The sequence below is a fragment of the Variovorax paradoxus genome (assembly GCF_009755665.1).
Lineage (GTDB): Bacteria > Pseudomonadota > Gammaproteobacteria > Burkholderiales > Burkholderiaceae_C > Variovorax > Variovorax paradoxus_G.
The window spans coordinates 380,296-399,640 of record NZ_CP046622.1 but is presented as its reverse complement, the minus strand read 5'-3'; the positions used below and the strand labels follow the sequence as shown (position 1 = coordinate 399,640).

The 19,345-nt window shown below is 64.7% G+C and carries 16 protein-coding genes and 1 pseudogene; 10 read left to right on the top strand and 7 right to left on the bottom strand.

The window, feature by feature from the left end; genetic code table 11:
- Positions 1–98 precede the first annotated feature (98 nt).
- The 3 genes from GOQ09_RS01895 (at position 99) to GOQ09_RS01885 (ending at position 3,845) form a co-directional block, all read left to right on the top strand.
- Positions 99–1,229 carry an alcohol dehydrogenase catalytic domain-containing protein gene (locus tag GOQ09_RS01895; protein ID WP_157611625.1) on the top strand — a complete coding sequence of 377 codons (1,131 nt, stop codon included), beginning with the start codon at positions 99–101 and terminating at the stop codon, positions 1,227–1,229.
- Positions 1,230–1,243: 14 nt separating this feature from the next.
- Complete coding sequence (locus GOQ09_RS01890; RefSeq protein WP_157611623.1) at positions 1,244–2,770, top strand: FGGY-family carbohydrate kinase; 1,527 nt, start codon at positions 1,244–1,246, stop codon at positions 2,768–2,770.
- Positions 2,771–3,107: 337 nt separating this feature from the next.
- Positions 3,108–3,845: an SDR family oxidoreductase gene (locus tag GOQ09_RS01885; protein WP_157611621.1), complete on the top strand. Its 738-nt coding sequence runs from the start codon at positions 3,108–3,110 to the stop codon at positions 3,843–3,845.
- Between the two features lie 21 nt (positions 3,846–3,866).
- On the opposite strand, the gene GOQ09_RS01880 is transcribed toward GOQ09_RS01885, so the two are convergent.
- Genes GOQ09_RS01880 through GOQ09_RS01870 form a run of 3 tightly spaced genes read right to left on the bottom strand, consistent with a single transcriptional unit; the run spans position 3,867 to position 7,394 of the window.
- A complete protein-coding gene (locus GOQ09_RS01880; RefSeq protein WP_157611619.1) occupies positions 3,867–4,181 on the bottom strand; it encodes a polyhydroxyalkanoic acid system family protein in 315 nt (104 codons plus the stop codon).
- Positions 4,174–5,310, bottom strand: a complete 1,137-nt coding sequence (locus tag GOQ09_RS01875; RefSeq protein ID WP_157611617.1) for an aminopeptidase — start codon at positions 5,308–5,310, stop codon at positions 4,174–4,176. Before GOQ09_RS01875 ends, GOQ09_RS01880 begins: the two co-directional genes overlap by 8 nt.
- Positions 5,307–7,394 carry a molybdopterin-containing oxidoreductase family protein gene (locus tag GOQ09_RS01870; RefSeq protein ID WP_157611615.1) on the bottom strand — a complete coding sequence of 696 codons (2,088 nt, stop codon included), beginning with the start codon at positions 7,392–7,394 and terminating at the stop codon, positions 5,307–5,309. Before GOQ09_RS01870 ends, GOQ09_RS01875 begins: the two co-directional genes overlap by 4 nt.
- 56 nt (positions 7,395–7,450) lie before the next feature.
- Here GOQ09_RS01870 and GOQ09_RS01865 point away from each other — a divergent pair, with 56 nt between their 5' ends.
- On the top strand, positions 7,451–8,575 hold the full coding sequence (locus tag GOQ09_RS01865) for an ABC transporter substrate-binding protein (RefSeq protein WP_157611613.1): 1,125 nt from the start codon (positions 7,451–7,453) through the stop codon (positions 8,573–8,575).
- Between the two features lie 30 nt (positions 8,576–8,605).
- Here the strand turns inward: GOQ09_RS01865 and GOQ09_RS01860 are convergent, their stop codons facing one another.
- The 3 genes from GOQ09_RS01860 to GOQ09_RS01850 form a co-directional block, all read right to left on the bottom strand.
- Positions 8,606–9,700 carry a M14 family metallopeptidase gene (locus tag GOQ09_RS01860; RefSeq protein ID WP_157611611.1) on the bottom strand — a complete coding sequence of 365 codons (1,095 nt, stop codon included), beginning with the start codon at positions 9,698–9,700 and terminating at the stop codon, positions 8,606–8,608.
- A complete protein-coding gene (locus tag GOQ09_RS01855; RefSeq protein ID WP_157611609.1) occupies positions 9,697–10,899 on the bottom strand; it encodes a M20 aminoacylase family protein in 1,203 nt (400 codons plus the stop codon). Before GOQ09_RS01855 ends, GOQ09_RS01860 begins: the two co-directional genes overlap by 4 nt.
- Positions 10,900–11,061: 162 nt before the next feature.
- Positions 11,062–12,258 carry a glycerophosphodiester phosphodiesterase gene (locus GOQ09_RS01850; RefSeq protein ID WP_157611607.1) on the bottom strand — a complete coding sequence of 399 codons (1,197 nt, stop codon included), beginning with the start codon at positions 12,256–12,258 and terminating at the stop codon, positions 11,062–11,064.
- Between the two features lie 99 nt (positions 12,259–12,357).
- Between GOQ09_RS01850 and argE the strand changes: the two genes are divergently transcribed.
- The 3 genes and pseudogenes from argE to GOQ09_RS01835 all read left to right on the top strand — a co-directional run bounded on the left by argE (position 12,358) and on the right by GOQ09_RS01835 (position 15,961).
- On the top strand, positions 12,358–13,524 hold the full coding sequence (argE, locus tag GOQ09_RS01845; protein ID WP_157611605.1) for an acetylornithine deacetylase: 1,167 nt from the start codon (positions 12,358–12,360) through the stop codon (positions 13,522–13,524).
- Positions 13,517–14,779, top strand: a complete 1,263-nt coding sequence (locus GOQ09_RS01840; protein WP_242630960.1) for a DUF445 domain-containing protein — start codon at positions 13,517–13,519, stop codon at positions 14,777–14,779. The genes argE and GOQ09_RS01840 overlap by 8 nt, the downstream gene beginning before the upstream one ends.
- A 236-nt stretch (positions 14,780–15,015) precedes the next feature.
- Positions 15,016–15,961: pseudogene (locus GOQ09_RS01835) on the top strand (DMT family transporter).
- Between the two features lie 179 nt (positions 15,962–16,140).
- Here the strand turns inward: GOQ09_RS01835 and GOQ09_RS01830 are convergent.
- Positions 16,141–17,019 (bottom strand): AraC family transcriptional regulator, encoded by an 879-nt coding sequence (locus GOQ09_RS01830; protein WP_157611603.1) that lies wholly within the window; start codon positions 17,017–17,019, stop codon positions 16,141–16,143.
- Positions 17,020–17,255: 236 nt separating this feature from the next.
- On the opposite strand from GOQ09_RS01830, the gene GOQ09_RS01825 reads away from it, so the two are divergent.
- The 3 genes from GOQ09_RS01825 (at position 17,256) to GOQ09_RS01815 (ending at position 19,241) form a co-directional block, all read left to right on the top strand.
- On the top strand, positions 17,256–17,822 hold the full coding sequence (locus GOQ09_RS01825) for an RDD family protein (protein WP_157611601.1): 567 nt from the start codon (positions 17,256–17,258) through the stop codon (positions 17,820–17,822).
- A gap of 145 nt (positions 17,823–17,967) precedes the next feature.
- Positions 17,968–18,357: a DUF5071 domain-containing protein gene (locus GOQ09_RS01820; protein WP_157611599.1), complete on the top strand. Its 390-nt coding sequence runs from the start codon at positions 17,968–17,970 to the stop codon at positions 18,355–18,357.
- Positions 18,358–18,509: 152 nt separating this feature from the next.
- Positions 18,510–19,241 carry a hypothetical protein gene (locus tag GOQ09_RS01815; protein ID WP_157611597.1) on the top strand — a complete coding sequence of 244 codons (732 nt, stop codon included), beginning with the start codon at positions 18,510–18,512 and terminating at the stop codon, positions 19,239–19,241.
- Positions 19,242–19,345 lie beyond the last annotated feature (104 nt).

Here is a 19,345-nt window from a genome sequence, read left to right as displayed (position 1 = left end):
GTGCCCGGTAGTAACGCCGCTTGCCCCCACCCCGGCCCTCCCCCGGAAGGGGAGGGAGAAAAACCAAACCCAACACAACCTCCGACCACAAGGAACCCATGTCGTACCAAAAACTCCAGCCCGGCGCATCGGGCGCCATCGGAAAGCTCGCCGCCATGCAGGCCGTCGTGTGCCATGGCCCGAAGGACTACCGGCTCGAAACCGTCGACGTGCCCGCCATCGGCCCGAACGAGCTGCTGATCTCCATCGCGGCCTGCGGCATCTGCGCCTCCGACTGCAAATGCCATTCGGGCGCAAAGATGTTCTGGGGCGGCGACGGCCAGCCCTCATGGGTCAAGGCACCCGTGGTCCCCGGCCATGAATTCTTCGGCTACGTGGAAGCACTCGGCGAAGGCGCAGCCGAGCACTTTGGCGTGGAGAAAGGCGACCGTGTGATCGCCGAGCAGATCGTGCCCTGCGACAAGTGCCGCTTCTGCACATCGGGCAAATACTGGATGTGCGAAGTGCACAACATCTTCGGCTTCCAGCGCATCGTGGCCGACGGCGGCATGGCCGACTACATGCGCCTGCCGCCGACCTCGCGCGTGCACAAGATTCCCGACGGCATTTCGCTGGAGGACGCGGCCATCATCGAGCCGCTCTCGTGCGCGATCCACACGGTGAACCGCGGCGACATCCAGCTCGACGACGTGGTGGTGATCGCGGGGGCCGGCCCGCTCGGGCTGATGATGGTGCAGGCGGCGGCGCTCAAGACGCCGAAGAAGCTGATCGTGATCGACCTTGTGCCCGAACGGCTCGCGCTCGCGAAGCAGTTCGGCGCCGACGTGACGATCAACCCAAAGACCGAGAACGCCGATGCGATCGTCAAGGGAATGACCGAGGGCTACGGCTGCGATGTCTACATCGAGACCACGGGTGCGCCCATCGGCGTGACGCAGGGTCTGGACATGATCCGCAAGCTCGGCCGCTTCGTCGAGTTCAGCGTGTTCGGCTCGGAGACGAGCGCCGACTGGTCGATCATCGGCGACCGCAAGGAGCTCGACGTGCGCGGCGCGCACCTGGGCCCCTACTGCTACCCGATCGCCATCGACCTGCTGGCGCGCGGACTCGTCACATCCAAGGGCATCGTGACGCACGACTTTCCGTTGACCGAGTGGGAGCGCGCCTTCACACTGGCCAACTCCCTCGATTCGATCAAGGTGCTGCTCAAGCCGCAGCCCAGGTCCTGAAAGACGGTGTTGCCATGAAGTACGTGATCGGCGTCGACATCGGCACGCAGAGCACCAAGTGCCTGCTGGTGGGAATCGACGGCAAGGTGCTTTCCCAAAGCAGCGTGGCCTACCAGCCCGAGACGCCGAAGCCGTTGTGGGCGCAGCAAGACTGCGAAGTGTGGTTCGACGCAGTGTGTGAGAGCGTGCGCGCCTGCGTCGCGAAGAGCGGCATCGCAACGACCGATATTGCCGCGATGTGCGTGAGCAGCCTGTATGGCGGCGCGGGCATCCCCGTCGACGAGGCGATGCGGCCGCTGCATCCGTGCCTGATCTGGATGGACCGGCGCGCCACGGCAGAGGTCGATGCGGTGAACGCAACCGTCGATGTGGCGCGGCTGCAAGCGATTACCGGCAACGGCATCGACAGCTACTACGGCTTCACCAAGATGCTGTGGATTCGCGAGCACCTGCCTGAGGTTTGGGCGAAAACACGCTACTTCCTGCCGCCCAACAGCTATGTCAACTGGCGTCTGACGGGCGAACTCGCGGTCGACCACAGCTCGGCCGGCAATATCGGCGGCGTGTACGACGCGGCGCAGCGCGGCTGGTCTGAAGAAGCGCTCGGCATGCTCGGCATTCCGGCGCGCATGATGCCGACGCGCCTGGTCGAATCGAGCGACGCGGTCGGCGGGCTGAGCGCCGAATGGGCCGCCAAGCTGGGTCTCGCCCAAGGCATGCCTCTCATGGCCGGCGGCGTGGATGCGGCCGTGGCCACCTTTTGCGCCGGTGTCACCGGCAGCGGCGACCACGTTGCGATGATCGGCACCAGCATGTGCTGGGGCTTCGTGAGCCCCACGGTCGATGCCCGCCACAAGCTCATCACCATGCCTCACGTGTACCGGGGCGCCGACCGCAGCTATGTGTTCGGCGGCGCCATCACCGCGGGCGCGGCGGTCACGTGGTTTCGCGAAAGCTTCTGCCAGGCCGAATTGGCCGAGGCCGCACGCACCGGGGAAGACGCGCATGCGCTGATCGAACGCAAGGCCGTCGACGTGCCGCCCGGTGCGGAAGGCTTGGTCTTCCTGCCCTACATGATGGGCGAGCGCAGCCCCATCTGGGATGCACAAGCCAAGGGCGCGTTCATCGGCCTTTCGCTCGCACACAGCCGCGCGCACCTGTACCGCGCGGTGCTCGAAGGCGTGAGCTTCGCGCTGCAGCACAACATCGAGGCTGGACGACAAAGCGGACAACCGCTGGACGACCGCCTGATCGTCGTCGGCGGTGCGGCGCATTCGGATCTGTGGATGCAGATCGTGGCGGACATCACGGGCTACCCGGTGTTCACCATCGAGGAAGAAGTCGAAGCGGCCCTCGGCGCTGCAATGCTTGCGGCGCTTGGTGCGGGCCTGGTGAATGCGGCGGCGGCGGAGCGCGGCTGGGTCACGCTGGTGGGACGCGCGCAGCCACAACCTGAAGCGCAGGCGATCTACCGCAAACGCTTCGATATCTACAAATCTCTTTATCCCGCATTGCGTGATGCGATGCATAGGCTGACGTGAAGTCTTGCTCTTCGGTTTGTTGCGTTGTCCGTCATTCAGGGCGCGCACCCGCCGACGGGGTACCTTGCTCCGCGAATGTCCCCCGGCCTGCGGCCTCCTCCTTTATTTCGCTGCGCAAGGCACCCCATCGACGTGAGCGTTGCACAGAGCGGTCGCTGATCAGCGGTACACCAGCAGCGCGTCCAGGTGCACAGGGCATCGGGTGCTCCCCGCAGCGAAATAAAGGAGGAGCCGAAGGCGGGGGACATTCGCGGAGGGGAGTACCCGGTGGCCTTTGCACGCGCCCAGAATGCATTCCAGCGCATGCCATGCCATGCCAACACAGTAAACAACTGATATGAAAACCTCCTTCGACTTCTCCGCCAAACGCGCCCTGGTGACCGGCGCCAGCAGCGGCATCGGCCGCGCAGTAGCAGTACGGCTCGTGCAATCGGGCGCATCGGTAACGGCCGTGGGCCGCAACGCCGCAGCACTCGACGCTCTGCAAAAGGAAGCCGGCTGCACCCCACTGGTGATCGACGTCGAAGATGCGGCCGCACTGGAACGAGAGCTCGCAGACTTGCCAGCCTTCGACCTCGTGGTGAACTGCGCCGGCATCGCACTGCTCGAATCGGCGTTCGACTTCCAGCCCAAGAACTTCGATGCCGTGATGGCCGTCAACGCGCGCGCCGCGGCGCTGGTGGCCTCGCGCTGCGGCAAGGCGATGGTCTCGGCCGGCGTGCGCGGCAGCATTGTCAACGTGTCGAGCCAAGCCTCGCTGGTCGCGCTCGATGCGCATCTTTGCTACTGCGCGTCGAAGGCGGCCATGGATGCGATCACGCGTTCGCTGTGCCTTGAATTCGGACCCTACGGCATTCGCGTGAACAGCGTGAACCCCACCGTCACGCTCACGCCCATGGCCGAACAGGCCTGGGCCGATCCGGCAAAGAGCGCGGCTGCACTCAGGAATATTCCGCTCGGGCGGTTTGCGCAGGTCGACGAAGTGGTGGCGCCGATCTTGTTTCTGCTCTCGGGCGGCGCATCGATGATCAGCGGTGCGGCGCTGCCGGTGGACGGCGGCTACACCATCGTCTGAAGCCGCCCCGGCGAAGGACCGTCAGGCAAAGCGGCTTTTGCCGCCCGGCGCATCGAGCAGTGCGTCAAGGTTCTTCGCAATCTTCTGCTCGATCTGGTCGCTGAAGCTGCTGAACAGAAAACCCAGCGTGGCCTCCAGCGTCAACGTATTGGCCGTGACCTCCACGGTGCCGTCGATGCCTGCGCGGCTGAACTGCGCAATGTCGCTGGTCTCGCCTTCTGTGTAGGTGCATTCCAGGCCGTAGTCCTGCTCGACCTGCTGCATCCATTGGCGTGCGACTTCGCGTGCGCCGGCAATGCCCAGCGCGTGGTTTCGTTCGATATGGATGTCAGGCACCGTGATCTCCGTGGTTGTCTTGGTTCTTGCGGATGGAATTGTTCGTCTGCAGGATGCCGGTGGCCGTCTGCAATGCATGGCGCCGCTCCTCCATCGAGGGTAGCGCGGCAATGCGGCGCACCTCCTTGTAGAAGCGCGGCCAGTTGCGCCCTTCGCGCTCGAACAGCGCCTCGAAGCCGGGCACCAGGTCATCGTAGGCTCCCTGGGCTGCGAAGCTCGCGTTGTTGGCGCGTGCCACCCAGAGGTCGTAGGCGCCCTGGCGCGGGCCCTGCCATTCTGCGCGCAGCCGGGCGTAGCGCTCGCGAAAGTCGTCCATCGCAGCCTTCTTCATTGCGTCGACCGCCGTCCAGTCGCCCGCCTCGGCCTGCGCGGATTCGTACACCTGGTTGAGCGCTCGGCGCGTGTTGAGGGCCAGCGCGCGGAACTGCTGGCGCTGCGCATCGAAGCGCGCGTATTCGCTTCGCGCGGTTTCGCTGGCCTCGCGCTGCAGCCACATGGCGCCGCCGATGCGCTCCACCGCCGTGGCGTACGACTCGTTGAAGACCGTGTCGCCGGGCACGTAGAGCACCTGGTGCGCGAGCTCGTGGAACACGATGCGCGCCAGCTCGCCTTCGGGGTAGCCGATGAAGGTGGAAAGCAGCGGGTCGCCGCCGGCCCAGTTCATCCAGCCCAGCGTGGAATACGCCGGCACGGGGTACACGGCGGTTTCCAGGCCCTTGCCGCTTTGTGCCTCGGCTTCGGCCTTGGCCGCAGCCTCGTCGTAGTAGCCGCGATAGCCCACGCAGCCGGCCACCGGAAAGCACCAGTTCTTGAGCGTGAGCGAATACGGCGGCGCGGCCACCACGTTCCACACCGCGGCGCGGCGGCGCAGGTCGGCGTACGAGGTGTAGCTCGGGTTGTCGGGCAGGGCCAGTTCGGTCACGGCAAAGCGGCGGATGCGCTGCGCGAGTTCGAGCTTGGCTTTCAGCGGCTCGGAAACCGCAGGGTCGGCCAGCCACTCGGGCACCGGCTTGGCGGCCCGCATGATGCCGATGTGGCCGCTGGCCGATTGCCAGTAGTAGCCGAGGTCGGCGCAACCGCTGAGCAGCAGCAGCGCGCCGGCCAGGGCGGATACGGAGGCAGCCCTCACCCCAACTCTCTCCCAGGGGGAAAGGGAGCAATACGCTCCACTTCGACCAGGCAGTCGTAGAAGGTCGGGCCGCGGCCGATGTCGGTCAGGCGCTGGCTGGTGAGCTGGTTGACGTTGGTACCGTCCATGCCGAGCTTGCGCCACCAGATGCCCATGCCGTGCACCACGCCCGGCCGCGCGCGGCGCGAGACTTCGGCGCGGCAGCGGTGCTCGCCGCGGCTGTTGAACACGCGCACCGTGGCGCCGTTCTCGATGCCTCGCGCGGCGGCGTCCGCCTCGTGAATCTCGAGCAGCGGCTCGCCTTCGATCGCGCGCAGGCTCGTCACGTTGACGAAGGTCGAATTGAGAAAATTGCGCGCCGGCGGCGAAATCATCGCGAGCGGAAATTCAGCGGAACCGCCCGCCGGCTCGTAGTTGGGCACATGGTCGGGCAGCCCGTCCATGCCCTGCGCCTGGAGCCGTGCGCTGAAGAATTCGCAGCGGCCCGAAGGTGTCGGAAACTTGCCGTCTGCAAAAGGCGCCTCGGGCAGCGGCAGGCTGGTGAAGCCTTGCGAGAGCAGCTCTTCGTAATCGATGGCACCGGGCGCAAAAGCGGTGCGGCACAGCGTCTCGTCGCCCTCGGAGAAACAGGGCTCGTCGAAGCCCATGCGGCGCGCCAGCTCGCGGAAGATCCATGCGTTGCTGCGCGCCTCGCCGCGCGGCGCAACCACGGGGCGGTTCAACAGCACGTCGGTGTGGCCATAGCTGCAGTGGATGTCCCAATGCTCGAGCTGGGTGGTGGCCGGCAGCAGGTAGTCGGCGTAGTCGGCCGTGTCGGTCTGGAACTGCTCCAGCACCACGGTAAAGAGGTCTTCGCGCGCAAAACCCGCCACCACCTTGCCCGACTCGGGTGCCACCGCGACCGGGTTGCTGTTGTAGACCACGATGGCCTTTACCGGCTTTGCCTGGTCGAGCAGCGCGTCGCCGATGGTGCTCATGTTGATGGTGCGCGGCTGGCGCCCCGCGAGCAGGTCGGGGCGCTGCAGCGCGGCGCGGTCGGCCGGATAGTGGCCCGAACTGCTCAACAGAAGCCCGCCCGCGCGGTCGCGCCAGGCGCCCACCAGCGCGGGCAGGCAGGCAATCGCGCGCGCCGCGTTGCCGCCGCCGCGCACGCGCTGCATGCCGTAGTTCAGGCGAATGGCGGCGGGTTTGGTGGTGCCGTAGGCCTGCGCCAGCGCCACGATCTGCGCCTCGGGCACGCCGCACACGGCAGCGGCGCGCGACGGCGGCCATTGCAAGGCACGCTCGCGCAGCTGCTCCCAGCCGAGGGTGTGGTTTTCAATGTAGTCGCGGTCGAGCCAGTCGTGCACGATGAGTTCGTGCATCAGCGCCAGGGCCAGCGCCGCATCGGTGCCGGGCAGCAAGGCGATGTGCTCGTCGCACTTGTCGGCGGTCTCGGTCTTGCGCGGGTCGATGCACACCAGCCGCGCCCCGGCGCGCCGGGCGGCCTGCGCATGGCGCCAGAAATGCAGGTTGCTGGCAATGGAGTTGCTGCCCCAGATCAGGATCAGCCTGGCTTCGGCGAAAAACTCGACCCGCATGCCGATCTTGGCGCCCAGCGTGTAGACCATGGCCTCGCCGCCGGCCATGGAACAAATGGTGCGGTCGAGCAGCGTGGCGCCCAATTTGTGGAAAAAACGCCGATCCATGGACTCGCCCTGCACAAGACCCATGGTGCCTGCGTAACTATAAGGCACAATTGTTTCCGGATCTGTCTGCAATGCACGGAGATGCGCGGCGATGTCGTCAAGAGCGGCGTCCCAGCTTACGGGTTCGAACTGGCCGCTGCCTTTGGGACCGATGCGTTTCATGGGCTGCACGAGGCGCTCGGCATGGCTGTTGCGCTCGATGTAGCGTGAAACCTTGGTGCAAAGGACGCCGCCGGTGTGCGAATGGGCCGGATTGCCCTGCAGCTTTATGGCCACGCCGTCTTTGACGGTGGTGACCAGGGCGCAGGTGTCCGGACAGTCGTGCGGGCAAGCGCCCAGGACCGTGGAAGTTTCGGTGGGGAGAACAGCAGTTGTAGAGACCGGGGCATCGTCCATCCGGCAAGTCTAAAGTTTTCCAGATAGTGCGCGGCAACGCGGAAGAGGTTTTCACCATGATGAATCGCAGACATTTTTCACTGGCCACGGGTGCGGCCGCGCTGGGTGGTTTCCAGCTGGCCAGGGCGCAGGGCGACACGCCGCTGGTTCTGGGCCAATCGGCTCCCTTCACCGGCCCGGCCGCTCAGCTCGGCATCCAGTTTCACCAGGGCGCCAAGCTGTTCCTGGACCAATACAACGCCCAGCCCGGCCGCCGCCAGGTGGTGATCAAGAACCTGGACGACGGCTACGAGCCCGACCGCTGCGCGGCCAACACGCAAAAGCTGATCGAGGAGGATGTGTTCGCGCTGTTCGGCTACATCGGCACGCCCACCAGCATGGCGGCGCTGCCGCTTGCCGTGAAGGACAAGGTGCCCTTCGTGGCGCCGTTCACCGGTGCCATGTCGCTGCGCGAGCCGTTCCATAAGAATGTGTTCCACCTGCGCGCTTCGTACAACGACGAGACCGCGCTGATCGTGAAGCAGCTCACCCACCTGCACCTGAAGAAGATCGCGGTCTTCTATCAGAACGACGCCTATGGGAAGGCCGGACTCGACGGCGTGACGCTGGCGCTTTCGCAGCAAGATCTCAAGCCGGTGGCGCTGGCCACGGTGGAGCGCAACTCGGTCGACGTGGCCTCGGCCGTGAAGAGCATCGTGGCGGCGCGCCCCGACGCGGTGGTTCAGGTGGGCGCCTACAAGGCGTGCGCCGCCTTCATCCGCGAGGCCCGCAAGGCAGGCTACGGCGGCACTTTCTTCAATGTGTCTTTCGTGGGTACCCAGGCGCTGGCCGACGAGCTGGGCAAGGGCGGCGCGGGCGTGATGGTGACGCAGGTGGTGCCCTCGCCCTACAACCCCGCCAACGCGATCACGCGCGAGTTCAGCGACGCAGTCAAGAAGGCCGGCGCCGCGGCGAGCGCCAATTTCTCGAGCATGGAAGGCTACCTTGCCGCCAAGGTGCTGACCGAGGGCCTGCGCCGCGCGCCGGGCAAGGCTTCGCGCGAGGGCCTCATTGCGGGCCTGGAGAGCATCGACCGCCAGCAGTTCGGCGGCTTCGAGGTGTCGTTCTCGCCCAAGAACCACGTCGGCTCGAAGTTCGTCGAGCTGTCGATGATCACCGCGGACGGCAAGATCCGGACCTGACCACCGGGGCTTCGCGCCCCGTTTCTTGCGTCAGCCGCTCAAGCCGTCCACGGCCTGGAACATGGCCTGGCGGGCTTGGCTGACGACCTGGCCGCGCCAGGCATCGGTGTCGGTATAGAAGGCATCGCGCATTCGCGCGCGAATGCCGTCGGCCAGTTCGGCCGGTGCGTCGGGATGCTTGTGCAGCCAGTGGTCGGCGCGTAGCGCACCCAGAACGTCGAGCATGGGCAGCGTGCCGTATTCGAGCGCAATGCCGGTGTATTCGGCCTGCGGACATTCCTGGTAAACCGCTTCGCTGACGAGGCCGCTCAACAGCGCCGAGGTGGACGAGCCGTCATAGACCGACGTCACCGGCGCCGCGGGCGCGCCCCACCAGGCGTTGGCGCGCGCGTAGGCCGCCTTGTCGTCCCTGCCAGCGAAGATACGTTCGCCGATGCCGTTCGGCCCGAGCCCGGTGTGCAGGTCGATCCAGCCCAGCCGGCGCGCGCCGGCCGCATGGCGGCGCAGCACGTTGCGCAGTGTCTTGTTGCTCCAGGTTTGCGCCTTGCCGCCGAAGAACAGCCCGTCGTCGAACTGGTATTGCCCGCCGGTGACAGCCGCTTGGAAAGCAGCGGCGCCGTGCTTTTCGATCCATTGATCAACCGCGGCCTGGTTCTCGGGCGTGGGCGGCCAGGCGTCGGGCAACAGCAGCGGATGCAGCTTGGCGTAGGCCTGGTTGACCGGCAGCGGCTTCGAGAAATCGAGAAAGTTGCGGTTCAGGTCGACGTTTTCCTGCGTGACACGCCGGCCATATGAAAAGCCGTGCGGGTTGAGCGCGTGCACGTACAGCACCGCAACACCCTGCGCCTTGGCCTTCTCGCGCCATTCGGCGTCGTGCAGCGCGAACACCTGCACGCCGCTGCCGCAATGGCCCTCCACGCCATGGCAGGCACTGGAGACGATCAGCAGGCGCTCGGCGTTGGCATCGCCGTCGAGCGCCACGTCCATCGAAAGCTCTTCGCCGCCCTGCCCCTTGCCCGGATGCGCATGCGGCTCGACCGTGAGGCCCGCGCTCACGCAAGCCTGCAGGAATTTCTGGCGCGCCTGGGCGTAGCGCGGCGAAAACGCCTCGCCGATGCCGATCAAGATGCGCTTCCTCCGGGCTTCAGGAACTGCTCGGCCAACTGCACCCAGCAGGTGGCGCCCAGGGGAATGAGGTCGTCGTTGAAGTCGTAGCTCGCGTTGTGCAGCGTGCACGGCCCTTCGCCGTGGTGCACGTCGCGGTGCGAGCCGTCGCCGTTGCCGATGAAGGCATAGGCGCCCGGCTTGGCCTGCAGCATGAAGGCGAAGTCTTCCGAGGTCATGGCGGGTTCCTGACGCAGCACGTTCTCTGCGCCCACGATCTCGCCCATCACGCGGCGGGCAAAGTGGGCCTCGGCCTCGGTGTTGATGGTGGGCGGGTAGTAGCGCTCGAAGCGGAAGTCGCAGGTGGCGTCGTGCGCCGCACAGATGTTCTCGGCAATCTTCTTCATGCGCGCCTCGATCAGGTCGAGCACCTCGATGGAGAAGGTGCGCACGGTGCCCGTCAACTCGCAGTTGTCGGGAATCACGTTGTTGGCCTCGCCCGCGTGAATGGTGGTGACCGAGATCACGGCCGAATCGGTCGGCTTCATCTTGCGCGTGAGAATGGTCTGGAAGGCCTGCACGATCTCGCAGGCGATCGGCACCGGGTCGATGCCGGTCTGCGGCAGCGCGGCATGGCCGCCCTTGCCGATCACGTTGACATAGAACTTGTTGCCCGACGCCATCACCGGCCCCGGACTCACCGCGAACTGGCCGGCCTTCATGCCGGGCCAGTTGTGCATGCCGAACACGGCGTCCATGGGGAACTGCTCGAAGAGCCCTTCCTTGATCATTTCGCGCGCGCCGCCGCCGCCCTCTTCGGCCGGCTGAAAGATCAGGTACACCGTGCCGTCGAAGTTGCGGTGCTTGGCCAGGTGCTGCGCTGCGGCCAGCAGCATGGCGGTGTGGCCGTCGTGCCCGCAGGCGTGCATCTTGCCGTGGTGCTTGCTGGCATGGGCGAAGGTGTTGAGCTCCGTTACCGGCAGCGCGTCCATGTCGGCGCGCAGGCCGACGGCGCGGTTGCTGGTGCCGTTCTTGACAATGCCCACCACGCCGGTGGTGCCCAGGCCGCGGTGGATGGGAATGCCCCATTCCGTGAGCTTGCCTGCCACCACGTCGGCGGTGCGGACTTCCTGGAAGCAGAGTTCGGGGTGGGCGTGGAGGTCACGCCGCACGGCGGCGATACCCGCCGCCTGCGTGACAAGCGAATCGATGAGTTTCATGGGGCACAGTCTAGACTTTGCGGCTCACCACCGCAAAGACCGTGCCGGCGAATTACGCACTCCCCCAGGCTTCGCGCACTTCGTGTCGCTTCTCCCTCCCCCTCGCCGGGGGCAACACCAGCGGCCCGGCAAAGCCGGTTCCGCGGTGTTCCCCGCGAAAACTCAGCGGCCGATGCTCTTGAGGTAGTCGGCGCGCGCGGCAACCGCCGTGTCGGTGAAGTCGGTGAACACGCCGTCCACGCCGAGCTTGTAGTAGATGGCGTACTCGTTCTTGCCGTCCTTGTTGTAGTCGGCCGCCAGGCGGCGCGACTCGTTGCGGAAGGTGAACGGATGCACGAACAGGCCCGCCTTGTGGGCGTCGGCCACCAGCGTGGTGGGCGAAATCGAGGTGGCATCGGCATCGTTGATCTTGCCGTCCTTGTTGACGTCGATCGGCTTGCCGTCGGCGCCGACGCTGCCCTTGATGCTCACGATGTAGCGCTTCCACGGGCCGATGCCGTCGGCATAGGTCTTGATTTCGGCCAGCCCGGCGGGCGTGACCATGACATCGAAGTTGCGCTTGTCGCCCGCCTTGGTCCATTCGTAGGGGCGGTCGACCGGCACGGCGTAGGTCATGGCGCCGGTCTTCATGTCGATGCCGTCACCATCGATCAGCTGGATGAGCCGGGTGTTCAGGCCCTTGCTCTTCATGTACTTGAGGCTGCCGGGCTCAAACGACTGCACGAAGATGGGCGCGGTCTTGCTGTTCCAGCCGGCCGCATTGATGGCGGCAACAACCTTGTCTTCCATCGGCAGGCCCAGGTCGCGGAAGTAGGTCGGGTTCTTGGTCTCGGGGTAGATCGCGATGGTTCGGCCGGTTTCCTTCGACTTCGCCTTGGCAAAGTCGATGATCTCCTGGAAGGTGGCAATCTTGAACTTGCCGTTGAATTCCTGCGGCCGCTCGGCGTCGGTCGAAATACCGCCCAGCGTCTTGATCTCGGCCAGCGTGAAGTCGTTGCTGAACCAGCCGGTTTGGGTTTCGCCGTCGACCTTGATGGTCTTCTTGCGCGAGGCGAAGCGCGGGTGCCTGGCCACGTCGGTGCTGATGGCCAGGTTGGGGTCGTGGCGGGCAATGAGCACGCCGTCCTTGGTGGAGACCAGGTCCATCTCGATCACGTCGGCGCCAAGTTCGATGGCGCGCGCATAGGCTTCGAGCGTCTGCTCGGGCAGGTACCCCGAGGCACCGCGGTGCGCAATGACCAGCGGCGGCTGGCCGTCGAGCGTCAGCAGCTTTCCGGACGAGCCGGCGGGGCCGGTGATGCCGCAGGCGGCAAGGCAGAGGGCTGCGGTTGCAGAGAGAGCCAGCTGAAGGGTGCGCATCGTCTTTTTCTCCATCCAAAAGAGGCGCAGGGTACCCGCTTCGCATGACAGCGCCGGCAATCGCGGCGCGCAGCGCCGACTTCTTGGACAATCTGTTGCATGCTCCATACGCTTTCCCCTCAAAGCCTCGCGCTGGCCCAGGCGCTCGTGCGCATGAACACCATCAGCGCAAACAGCAACCTCGAACTGATCGACCTCGCCCAGAGCCACCTGGCCGCGCTCGGCGTCAAAAGCCGCATCACCTACAACGCCGAACGCACCAAGGCCAACCTGTTCGCCACGCTCGGCGAAGGCAAGCCGGCCGGCGTCATCGTTTCGGGCCACACCGACACGGTGCCCTGGGACGGGCAGGAGTGGAGCGTAGACCCGCTCTCGGCCGTGGTGCAGAACGATCGGCTCTACGGCCGCGGCTCGGCGGACATGAAGAGCTTCATTGCCATCGCCCTTGCCAACGCCAAGCGCTTCCTGGAAAGCGACTCGCCTTACGCGGTGCACTTCGCCTTCAGCTATGAAGAAGAAATCGGCTGCTTCGGGGTGAAGGAACTCATCGCCGACATGCGCGACGCCAACATCAAGCCGCTTGCCTGCATCGTGGGCGAGCCCACCAGCATGGTGCCGGCCATCGCGCACAAGGGCGTGTACCGCTACAAGTGCTGCGTGCGTGGCAAGGAGGCGCATTCGTCGCTCACGCCGCATTCGGTCAACGCCATCGAAATGGCGGCCCGCGTGGTCGGCAAGGTGCGCGACATGGCCGAGGGCTTCGAGCGCAGCGAGCCGCGCTACGAAGGCTTCGACGTGCCCTTCAGCACCGCGAGCGTGGGCCAGTTCCACGGCGGCATTGCCGACAACGTGGTGCCGCGCGACGCCGAGTTCCGCTACGAGTTCCGGGACCTTCCCACGGCCGATGCGAAGCGCATGCAGGCCGACGTGCTGGCCTATGCCGCGAGCATCGAGCCCGCGATGAAAAAGGTGGCGCCGGATGCGGGCTTCAAGTTCGAAACCATCTGCGAGATTCCGAGCTTTCTTGGGTCAGCGGACGATCCCATCACGCTGCTGGCCCAGCGCCTGGCGGGCGAAGAGCGCACCACGCTGGTGGCCTTCGGCACCGAAGCAGGCCTTTTCAAGAACGCCGGCATCCCCACCGTGGTGTGCGGCCCGGGCAGCATCAACCAGGCGCACCAGCCCGACGAGTTTGTGAGCCTGGAGCAACTGGCGCGCTGCGAACTGTTCATGGAACGCCTTGCGGCCACGCCCACCATTGGCTGAAGACCACCACGGCAGCGGCGCGCTGCAACGCATGAAGCGCGTGGCGCTGGGCTTGCTGTGCGCCGCGGCGCTGCTGTATGCGCTGGCCAGTGCGCTGCACGGCCAGCACCCGGCCTGGGGCTACGTGGCTGCCTTTGCAGAAGCTGCGATGGTCGGCGCCATTGCCGACTGGTTCGCGGTGGTGGCGCTCTTCCGCCACCCGCTGGGTTTGCCGATTCCGCACACGGCCATCATCCCGAGCAACAAGGACCGCATCGGCGCCAAGCTGGCCGGCTTCATCTGCAACAACTTTCTCGGCACCGAGCAGGTGCTGGCCAAGCTGCGGGAGTTCGACGCAGCCGGCCGCATCGCCGAGTGGCTGGCCCGCCCCGCCAGCGGCGAGAAGCTGGGCGAATGGGGCGTGGCCGCCGCGCGCTACGGCCTCTCGGCATTCGATGACGAGCGGGTTCGCGCCTTCATGGGGCGTGCCGCGGCCGCGGGCCTGGAGAAGATCGACCTCTCGCGCCTGACTGGCCAGGCGCTGGACGCACTCACCGCGGGCGGGCGCCACCAGGCCCTGCTCGACGATGTGCTGCAGCAGGTGGCCGGCCTGCTCGAAGGCGAAGAGATTCAGGCGCACATCACCGAAGCCATTGCACGCGAGATAAAGACGCTGCGCTACGTGGGGCTGGACCAGGTCGCGGCCAAGCTCGCCACGCGCAAGATCGTCGCGGCCGTAGCGCGCACCATTGCCGAGCTGGCGGCCGAGCCCGGCCACCCGATGCGCAAGCGCTTCGACCACTTTGTCGACGACTTCGTGGTGCGGCTCAAGCTCGACCCCGAGTTCCAGCAGCGCGGCGAACAGATCCGCGCCGAGCTCATGGCCCATCCCGCGCTGGGCGACTACCTGCATGGGTTGTGGGGCGAGCTGCTGGCCTGGCTGCATGACGACCTGGGCCGGGGCGACTCGACGATCCGCCGGCGCATCGCGTCGATGGCCGGAGCGCTGGGCGCGCGCCTGCAGGCCGACGAAGCGATCCGCCGCTGGATCAACGAGCAGATCGAGGCCGCCGCGCCGCTGGCCATCGAACGCTACCGCGAGGACATCCGCCGCTACATCGAGGAGCGGGTGGCCGAATGGAACGCGGAGGAGATGACCGTGGAACTCGAACGCAACATAGGCCGCGACCTGCAGTTCATCCGCATCAACGGCACGCTGGTGGGCGGGCTGGTGGGGCTGTTGATCCACACGGCGACGCAACTGCTGCGCGGGTAATCGACGGCAGGCAAAAGTCCGCATGAGTCGGTTCTCACTGACTATCGAATTTTTACCCTGCCTCGCGGACCCTTTGTTCTTGACCGCCCATGCGCCGTAGCATTGCCCCCGGAGACAATCGAGGGCTTTTACGCAAGCGCTCCATCTTTAGCAGACGCGTTTCGACGCGCGGTCTGGCGTCCGCTGACTACTACGGCTACGCACCGCTCGCACTCCGTGATCTCTTTTGCCTGTTCATGCACCCTGCCAACCCCGCCCATCCCTTTTTGACGAACCGCAGAGTCGTTTTTTTTCTCGCCCTTCTGTGCTGCGTGCTCTGGGGCAGTTCGTATCCGGCCATCAAGGGCGGATATGCGTTGTTCGGCATTGCCCCTGCCGACGTGCCCTCCAAGCTCGTCTTCGCAGGCTGGCGTTTCCTGGTCGCGGGCCTGCTCCTGCTGGTCTACGCCGTGGCCAGTGGCCAGGCGGTGCGAGGCTTCACGCGGCGGGAGTGGACGCAGATCTCGCTACTGGGCCTGACACAGACGACGCTGCAATACGTGTTCTTCTACGTCGGCCTGGCGTACACCAGCGGGGTGAAGAGTTCGATCATGAACGCCACCGGCACCTTCTTCAGCGTGCTGCTGGCGCACTTCATCTTCCACAACGATCGACTGAGCTTCAACAAGGTGGTGGGGTGCATCGCGGGTTTCGCGGGCGTGATGGTGGTTAACCTCGGGTCAGGCTTGGGCGGCATCCCGTCCTTCGAATTCACGTTGCTCGGCGAAGGCTTCGTGGTCATTGCGGCTTTGGTTCTGGCCGCTGCGAGCATCTACGGCAAGCGCATCTCCCAGGGCATCGATCCGATCGTGATGACGGGATTGCAGCTGTCAATTGGCGGTGCCGCACTGCTGGTGGGCGGATACGCGAGCGGTGGCCATCTTTCGGGCTTCACTCCCGCCTCGACGGCGCTACTGGTGTACATTGGCTGTACTGTCCTCACTGGCGATCTCCATCTGGAGCCTGCTGCTCAAATACAACCGCGTGAGCATGATTACGGCCTTCAACTTTATGGTGCCGGTCTTCGGTGTGGCCTTGTCGAGCCTCTTCCTGCATGAGAGCCTCTTGGATTGGCGCTACGCGGCGGCCACGGTGCTAGTCTGCGGCGGCATCTGGCTCGTGACAAAGGAGCCGGCTGCCTGAGGTCTTCTGCCCCGCCCGGCGCAGCCTCACCTCCAAGGGGCGGTCGCGGCCCGCGGCGAAAGTGCCATCCGATGCGGCTGTGCCCTTTCTCCGCTTGTTCCCTAGCAGCGCCGCTGTGCGCTGACCTGTCGCGAAACTACAAGTCGGCCAGCAGCGGACATTCGCCGCCTTCCTTCAATTCAGGCCTCCACGGGAACGTGGAAATCGATAAATGCTCCTGGCTGCTGTGGATCGAAACGGCCGTCATAGAGCTCAAAGTCGGGACCGTTGGCGACCTTCAAGCCGGAGGTCGGGATCAACTCGCCCCATATGGATGCCAGAGCCTCTTTGACCTGCGGTTGCAGCGCCGTGCCATTGAGGGTGATTCGGAACACGACGTAGGTTGCGGCCGGGATCTCCATCGTCGAGAAATTGGACGGCGGCACGCAGGTGGATTCGACACCGACACCTGCCATGTACTGAAAACAGCCCTCAGCCTTGTCAGCAATGGAGACAACACCATAGGTCGCCCAGCTCTGGACCTGGCCTGCGAATGGCAGCGCACCGATCAACGCGGACCACAACTGCGGGATCTCCGACTTGGTAGCCTCGTCGAAGCGGCGCGAAGGGCCGGCGACGCGGAAAGCGGGCATCGCTACGAGCTCGGGCAAACGAGAGACGGATGTATTCTGTGCAGGAGGGAGGTTCATAGGATATTGGCCTTCAATGGGTTCGACCGCAAATCCGCTGCGGAACCGGCCCGGGGAGACGCCGAACAGGCGCTTGAACGCGCGCGTGAACGCCTCCTGGGATTCGAATCCGCAGTCGAACGCAAGATCGACGAGCTTCAGGTCTGGCTCATCGCAGAGCCGTCGGGCCCCGCGCACGAGTCTGCGGCCGCGCACATAGGCCATGACGCTGCGGCCCATGCGTGCGGTGAACAGCCGTGAGAAGTGATATGGCGACAGGCCAACCTGCGCCGCGACCAACTCCAGAGTCAACGATTGGTCGAGCTGCAGCTCTATCCAGGCAACGACGCTCGAGAGCGGGTCGAGGACTGGTGGTGCCGTGCTGTTCATGGCTGGATCATGTCAAAGGGATGGCTTCGCGTCTTGACCGAATTTGCTGTGCAGACACACCTCGCCTCCATGGCCAAGAGTTGCCGCTCGCAAGCGACCGGCTATGGTCGGCCAAAAGCGGCCTGTCGGCCTCGGCCCTCGAAAGCGCGTGCGCGCTGACCGAGTCTTAGATAACAATCGACTAAGTGCCGTCTTTTGGCGTCGGCATACAAAAATCCGAATTGACAGAGGGAAACATGGACGCCGCATATCTCAGGCAACACTACGACCGCTTTGAATCCGACGAGTTGATCCGTCTTCGCTCGACTGACCTGACGCCTGAGGCCAAGGTCGTGCTCGAAGCTGAATTGGCGTCGCGGGATGTTGCGCACTCTTTTTCTACAGTGCCTGCCAGCGCCTCTGCGCTGCGCCCGCTCGACCAGTCATTGCTGGCTCCGCTGTGGAGGCGATTTGTAGCTGCGACACTCGACTATGCTGGACTCTTCTTCGTGCTGTTCGGTGTGAACTTCCCAATATATCTGTACACCCCGAAGACCTTCTCTGATTTGGTTGGATACGCATCCATCGGGGTAGCCTTGACATACTTGTTTTTCAAGGATGGCCTGAACGGTCAAAGCTTCGGGAAGCGACTCCTCAAGATCAAGGTTTTGGAGAGGGCTACAGGTGACTCATGCAGCCTGCCTCGCTCTCTAGTCCGCAACGCGTTTAATGGACTGGGCTTCATTGATTGGCTATTTGCCCTCGGCCGTGAAAACAGACGCCTCGGCGACCATGCTGCAGGCACATACGTTGTGAACGCCTAAAACACCTATCGTCGGTGCGGAACAAATTCGATGTTCTAGATGGGCTGCTTTGGGAGCCGGAGACGGCCGGTAGGGGCCCTTCGCGACGATAGCGCGACCGGCTACAGTCGGCCAATAGCGGCTGTTGAAGAGGAAGGAGAATTTTTTGCCCAACACGGCGCACCTTCTACCAGTCGACAAACACGATCTCCCAAAGGCAGAAGCAATCGTCGCTCTCGGCTACCCAGCCGTCGACGCGCTGCTTCCTGCGTTGCTCGCCTGGATGCAAGACATCAACTGGCCTGTCACAAAGGTCCTCACTCCCTTCTTGGCCGGAATTGGTGAGCCGCTGGCACCTCATTTGCACGCGATCTTCGAATCCGAGGATTACGTCTGGAAGTACTGGGTACTCGAGAAACTTGTTGATCCGTCATCTCAACTCGCGGCGGCGGTCGAGCCGCACCTTCTGCGCATGGCCCTGAACCCGAGCGCAGGCGAAACCGACGAAGGGGTTGATGTGATCGCTCGCAGGATTCTTGCGAAGAGGGCCGCCTGAGCAGGACGCTATTGAGGATTGGGAAGGCACCTCTGGCTCATCTCTGCTCCGCCGCTTGTGGCAACATCCGGCCAAAGCAGACCTTCGCCACGTTGGCCTAGATGGCAGCTGGCGAACAACATAATCGCCGCAAGCACGCCTGCCGAACTCCGATGAAATTCAATGATCTTGCCCGCAAGGCCGCCAAGGGCTCCGGCCCATTGTCCTACGGTGGCGCGGTTCATCCGGAAGACTTGATTCGGTTTTCACTCGCGTACGGCGCGGACGGTGCTGATGAGATTGAGCGGCTCTGCAAGCAGCATGGATGGCACGAGGACGGCGTACTGGCAGACGGAAAAAGAGTAACGCCGCTCGCGCGGTGGGCTGCAGCCTGCATTGCCTACGGCCGCGGCGGCATCGCCTCACTGAAGCAGTTGCTCGCCGATCGAGCACTTGCAACATTTGCCATTGCGGTTTTAAGCGAAGTTCGCTCTGAATCTAGCGTAACGGTGTTGTTGGACTACTGCATGTCGACCACCGCTCTATCGGACGAGCCAGATGACCCGTTCTGGCGAGCGCTGGGCGCATTAAACGGATTGACGAGCTTCGATGACGGGTTGGTGCCGCCGCAAGAACAACAGAAAAAACTGCAAGAGCTGGTGATCAGAACCTTCTCCAACTCCGGGATGGCATATCAGCAGACGCTTTGCCTGTGCGCGTTGAGAGGGGCGCCCATCGAAGGTTCATTGGAGTGGGCAGAAGCCCAGACGGTGAACGATCCTGGGGCGATGCGCGCAAGATCTACCGCGATAAAGTCCCTCCGACGCCGTCGTTCCGACGCTTGCAAGCCGCCTAATGCTGAAGAGAAACGTCAGATTCGCAGGCAGCGAGCGCTCGATGTTTAGCGCGCTAGCTGCGTCCTTGCTCTCGATCTCGAGGCGACTTCGAGTCCGTTAAGGCAGAGCCCGCACTCGGCCAAGATCGGACCTTCGCAAGCACTCACGTTGCA

Coding starts and splice junctions, on each gene's coding strand:
- GOQ09_RS01895 (WP_157611625.1), top strand. CDS start 99: ATGTCGTACCAAAAACTCCAGCCCGGCGCATCGGGCGCCATCGGAAAG.
- GOQ09_RS01890 (WP_157611623.1), top strand. CDS start 1,244: ATGAAGTACGTGATCGGCGTCGACATCGGCACGCAGAGCACCAAGTGC.
- GOQ09_RS01885 (WP_157611621.1), top strand. CDS start 3,108: ATGAAAACCTCCTTCGACTTCTCCGCCAAACGCGCCCTGGTGACCGGC.
- GOQ09_RS01870 (WP_157611615.1), bottom strand. CDS start 7,394: ATGGACGATGCCCCGGTCTCTACAACTGCTGTTCTCCCCACCGAAACT.
- GOQ09_RS01865 (WP_157611613.1), top strand. CDS start 7,451: ATGATGAATCGCAGACATTTTTCACTGGCCACGGGTGCGGCCGCGCTG.
- GOQ09_RS01855 (WP_157611609.1), bottom strand. CDS start 10,899: ATGAAACTCATCGATTCGCTTGTCACGCAGGCGGCGGGTATCGCCGCC.
- GOQ09_RS01850 (WP_157611607.1), bottom strand. CDS start 12,258: ATGCGCACCCTTCAGCTGGCTCTCTCTGCAACCGCAGCCCTCTGCCTT.
- argE (WP_157611605.1), top strand. CDS start 12,358: ATGCTCCATACGCTTTCCCCTCAAAGCCTCGCGCTGGCCCAGGCGCTC.
- GOQ09_RS01830 (WP_157611603.1), bottom strand. CDS start 17,019: ATGAACAGCACGGCACCACCAGTCCTCGACCCGCTCTCGAGCGTCGTT.
- GOQ09_RS01825 (WP_157611601.1), top strand. CDS start 17,256: ATGGACGCCGCATATCTCAGGCAACACTACGACCGCTTTGAATCCGAC.
- GOQ09_RS01815 (WP_157611597.1), top strand. CDS start 18,510: ATGAAATTCAATGATCTTGCCCGCAAGGCCGCCAAGGGCTCCGGCCCA.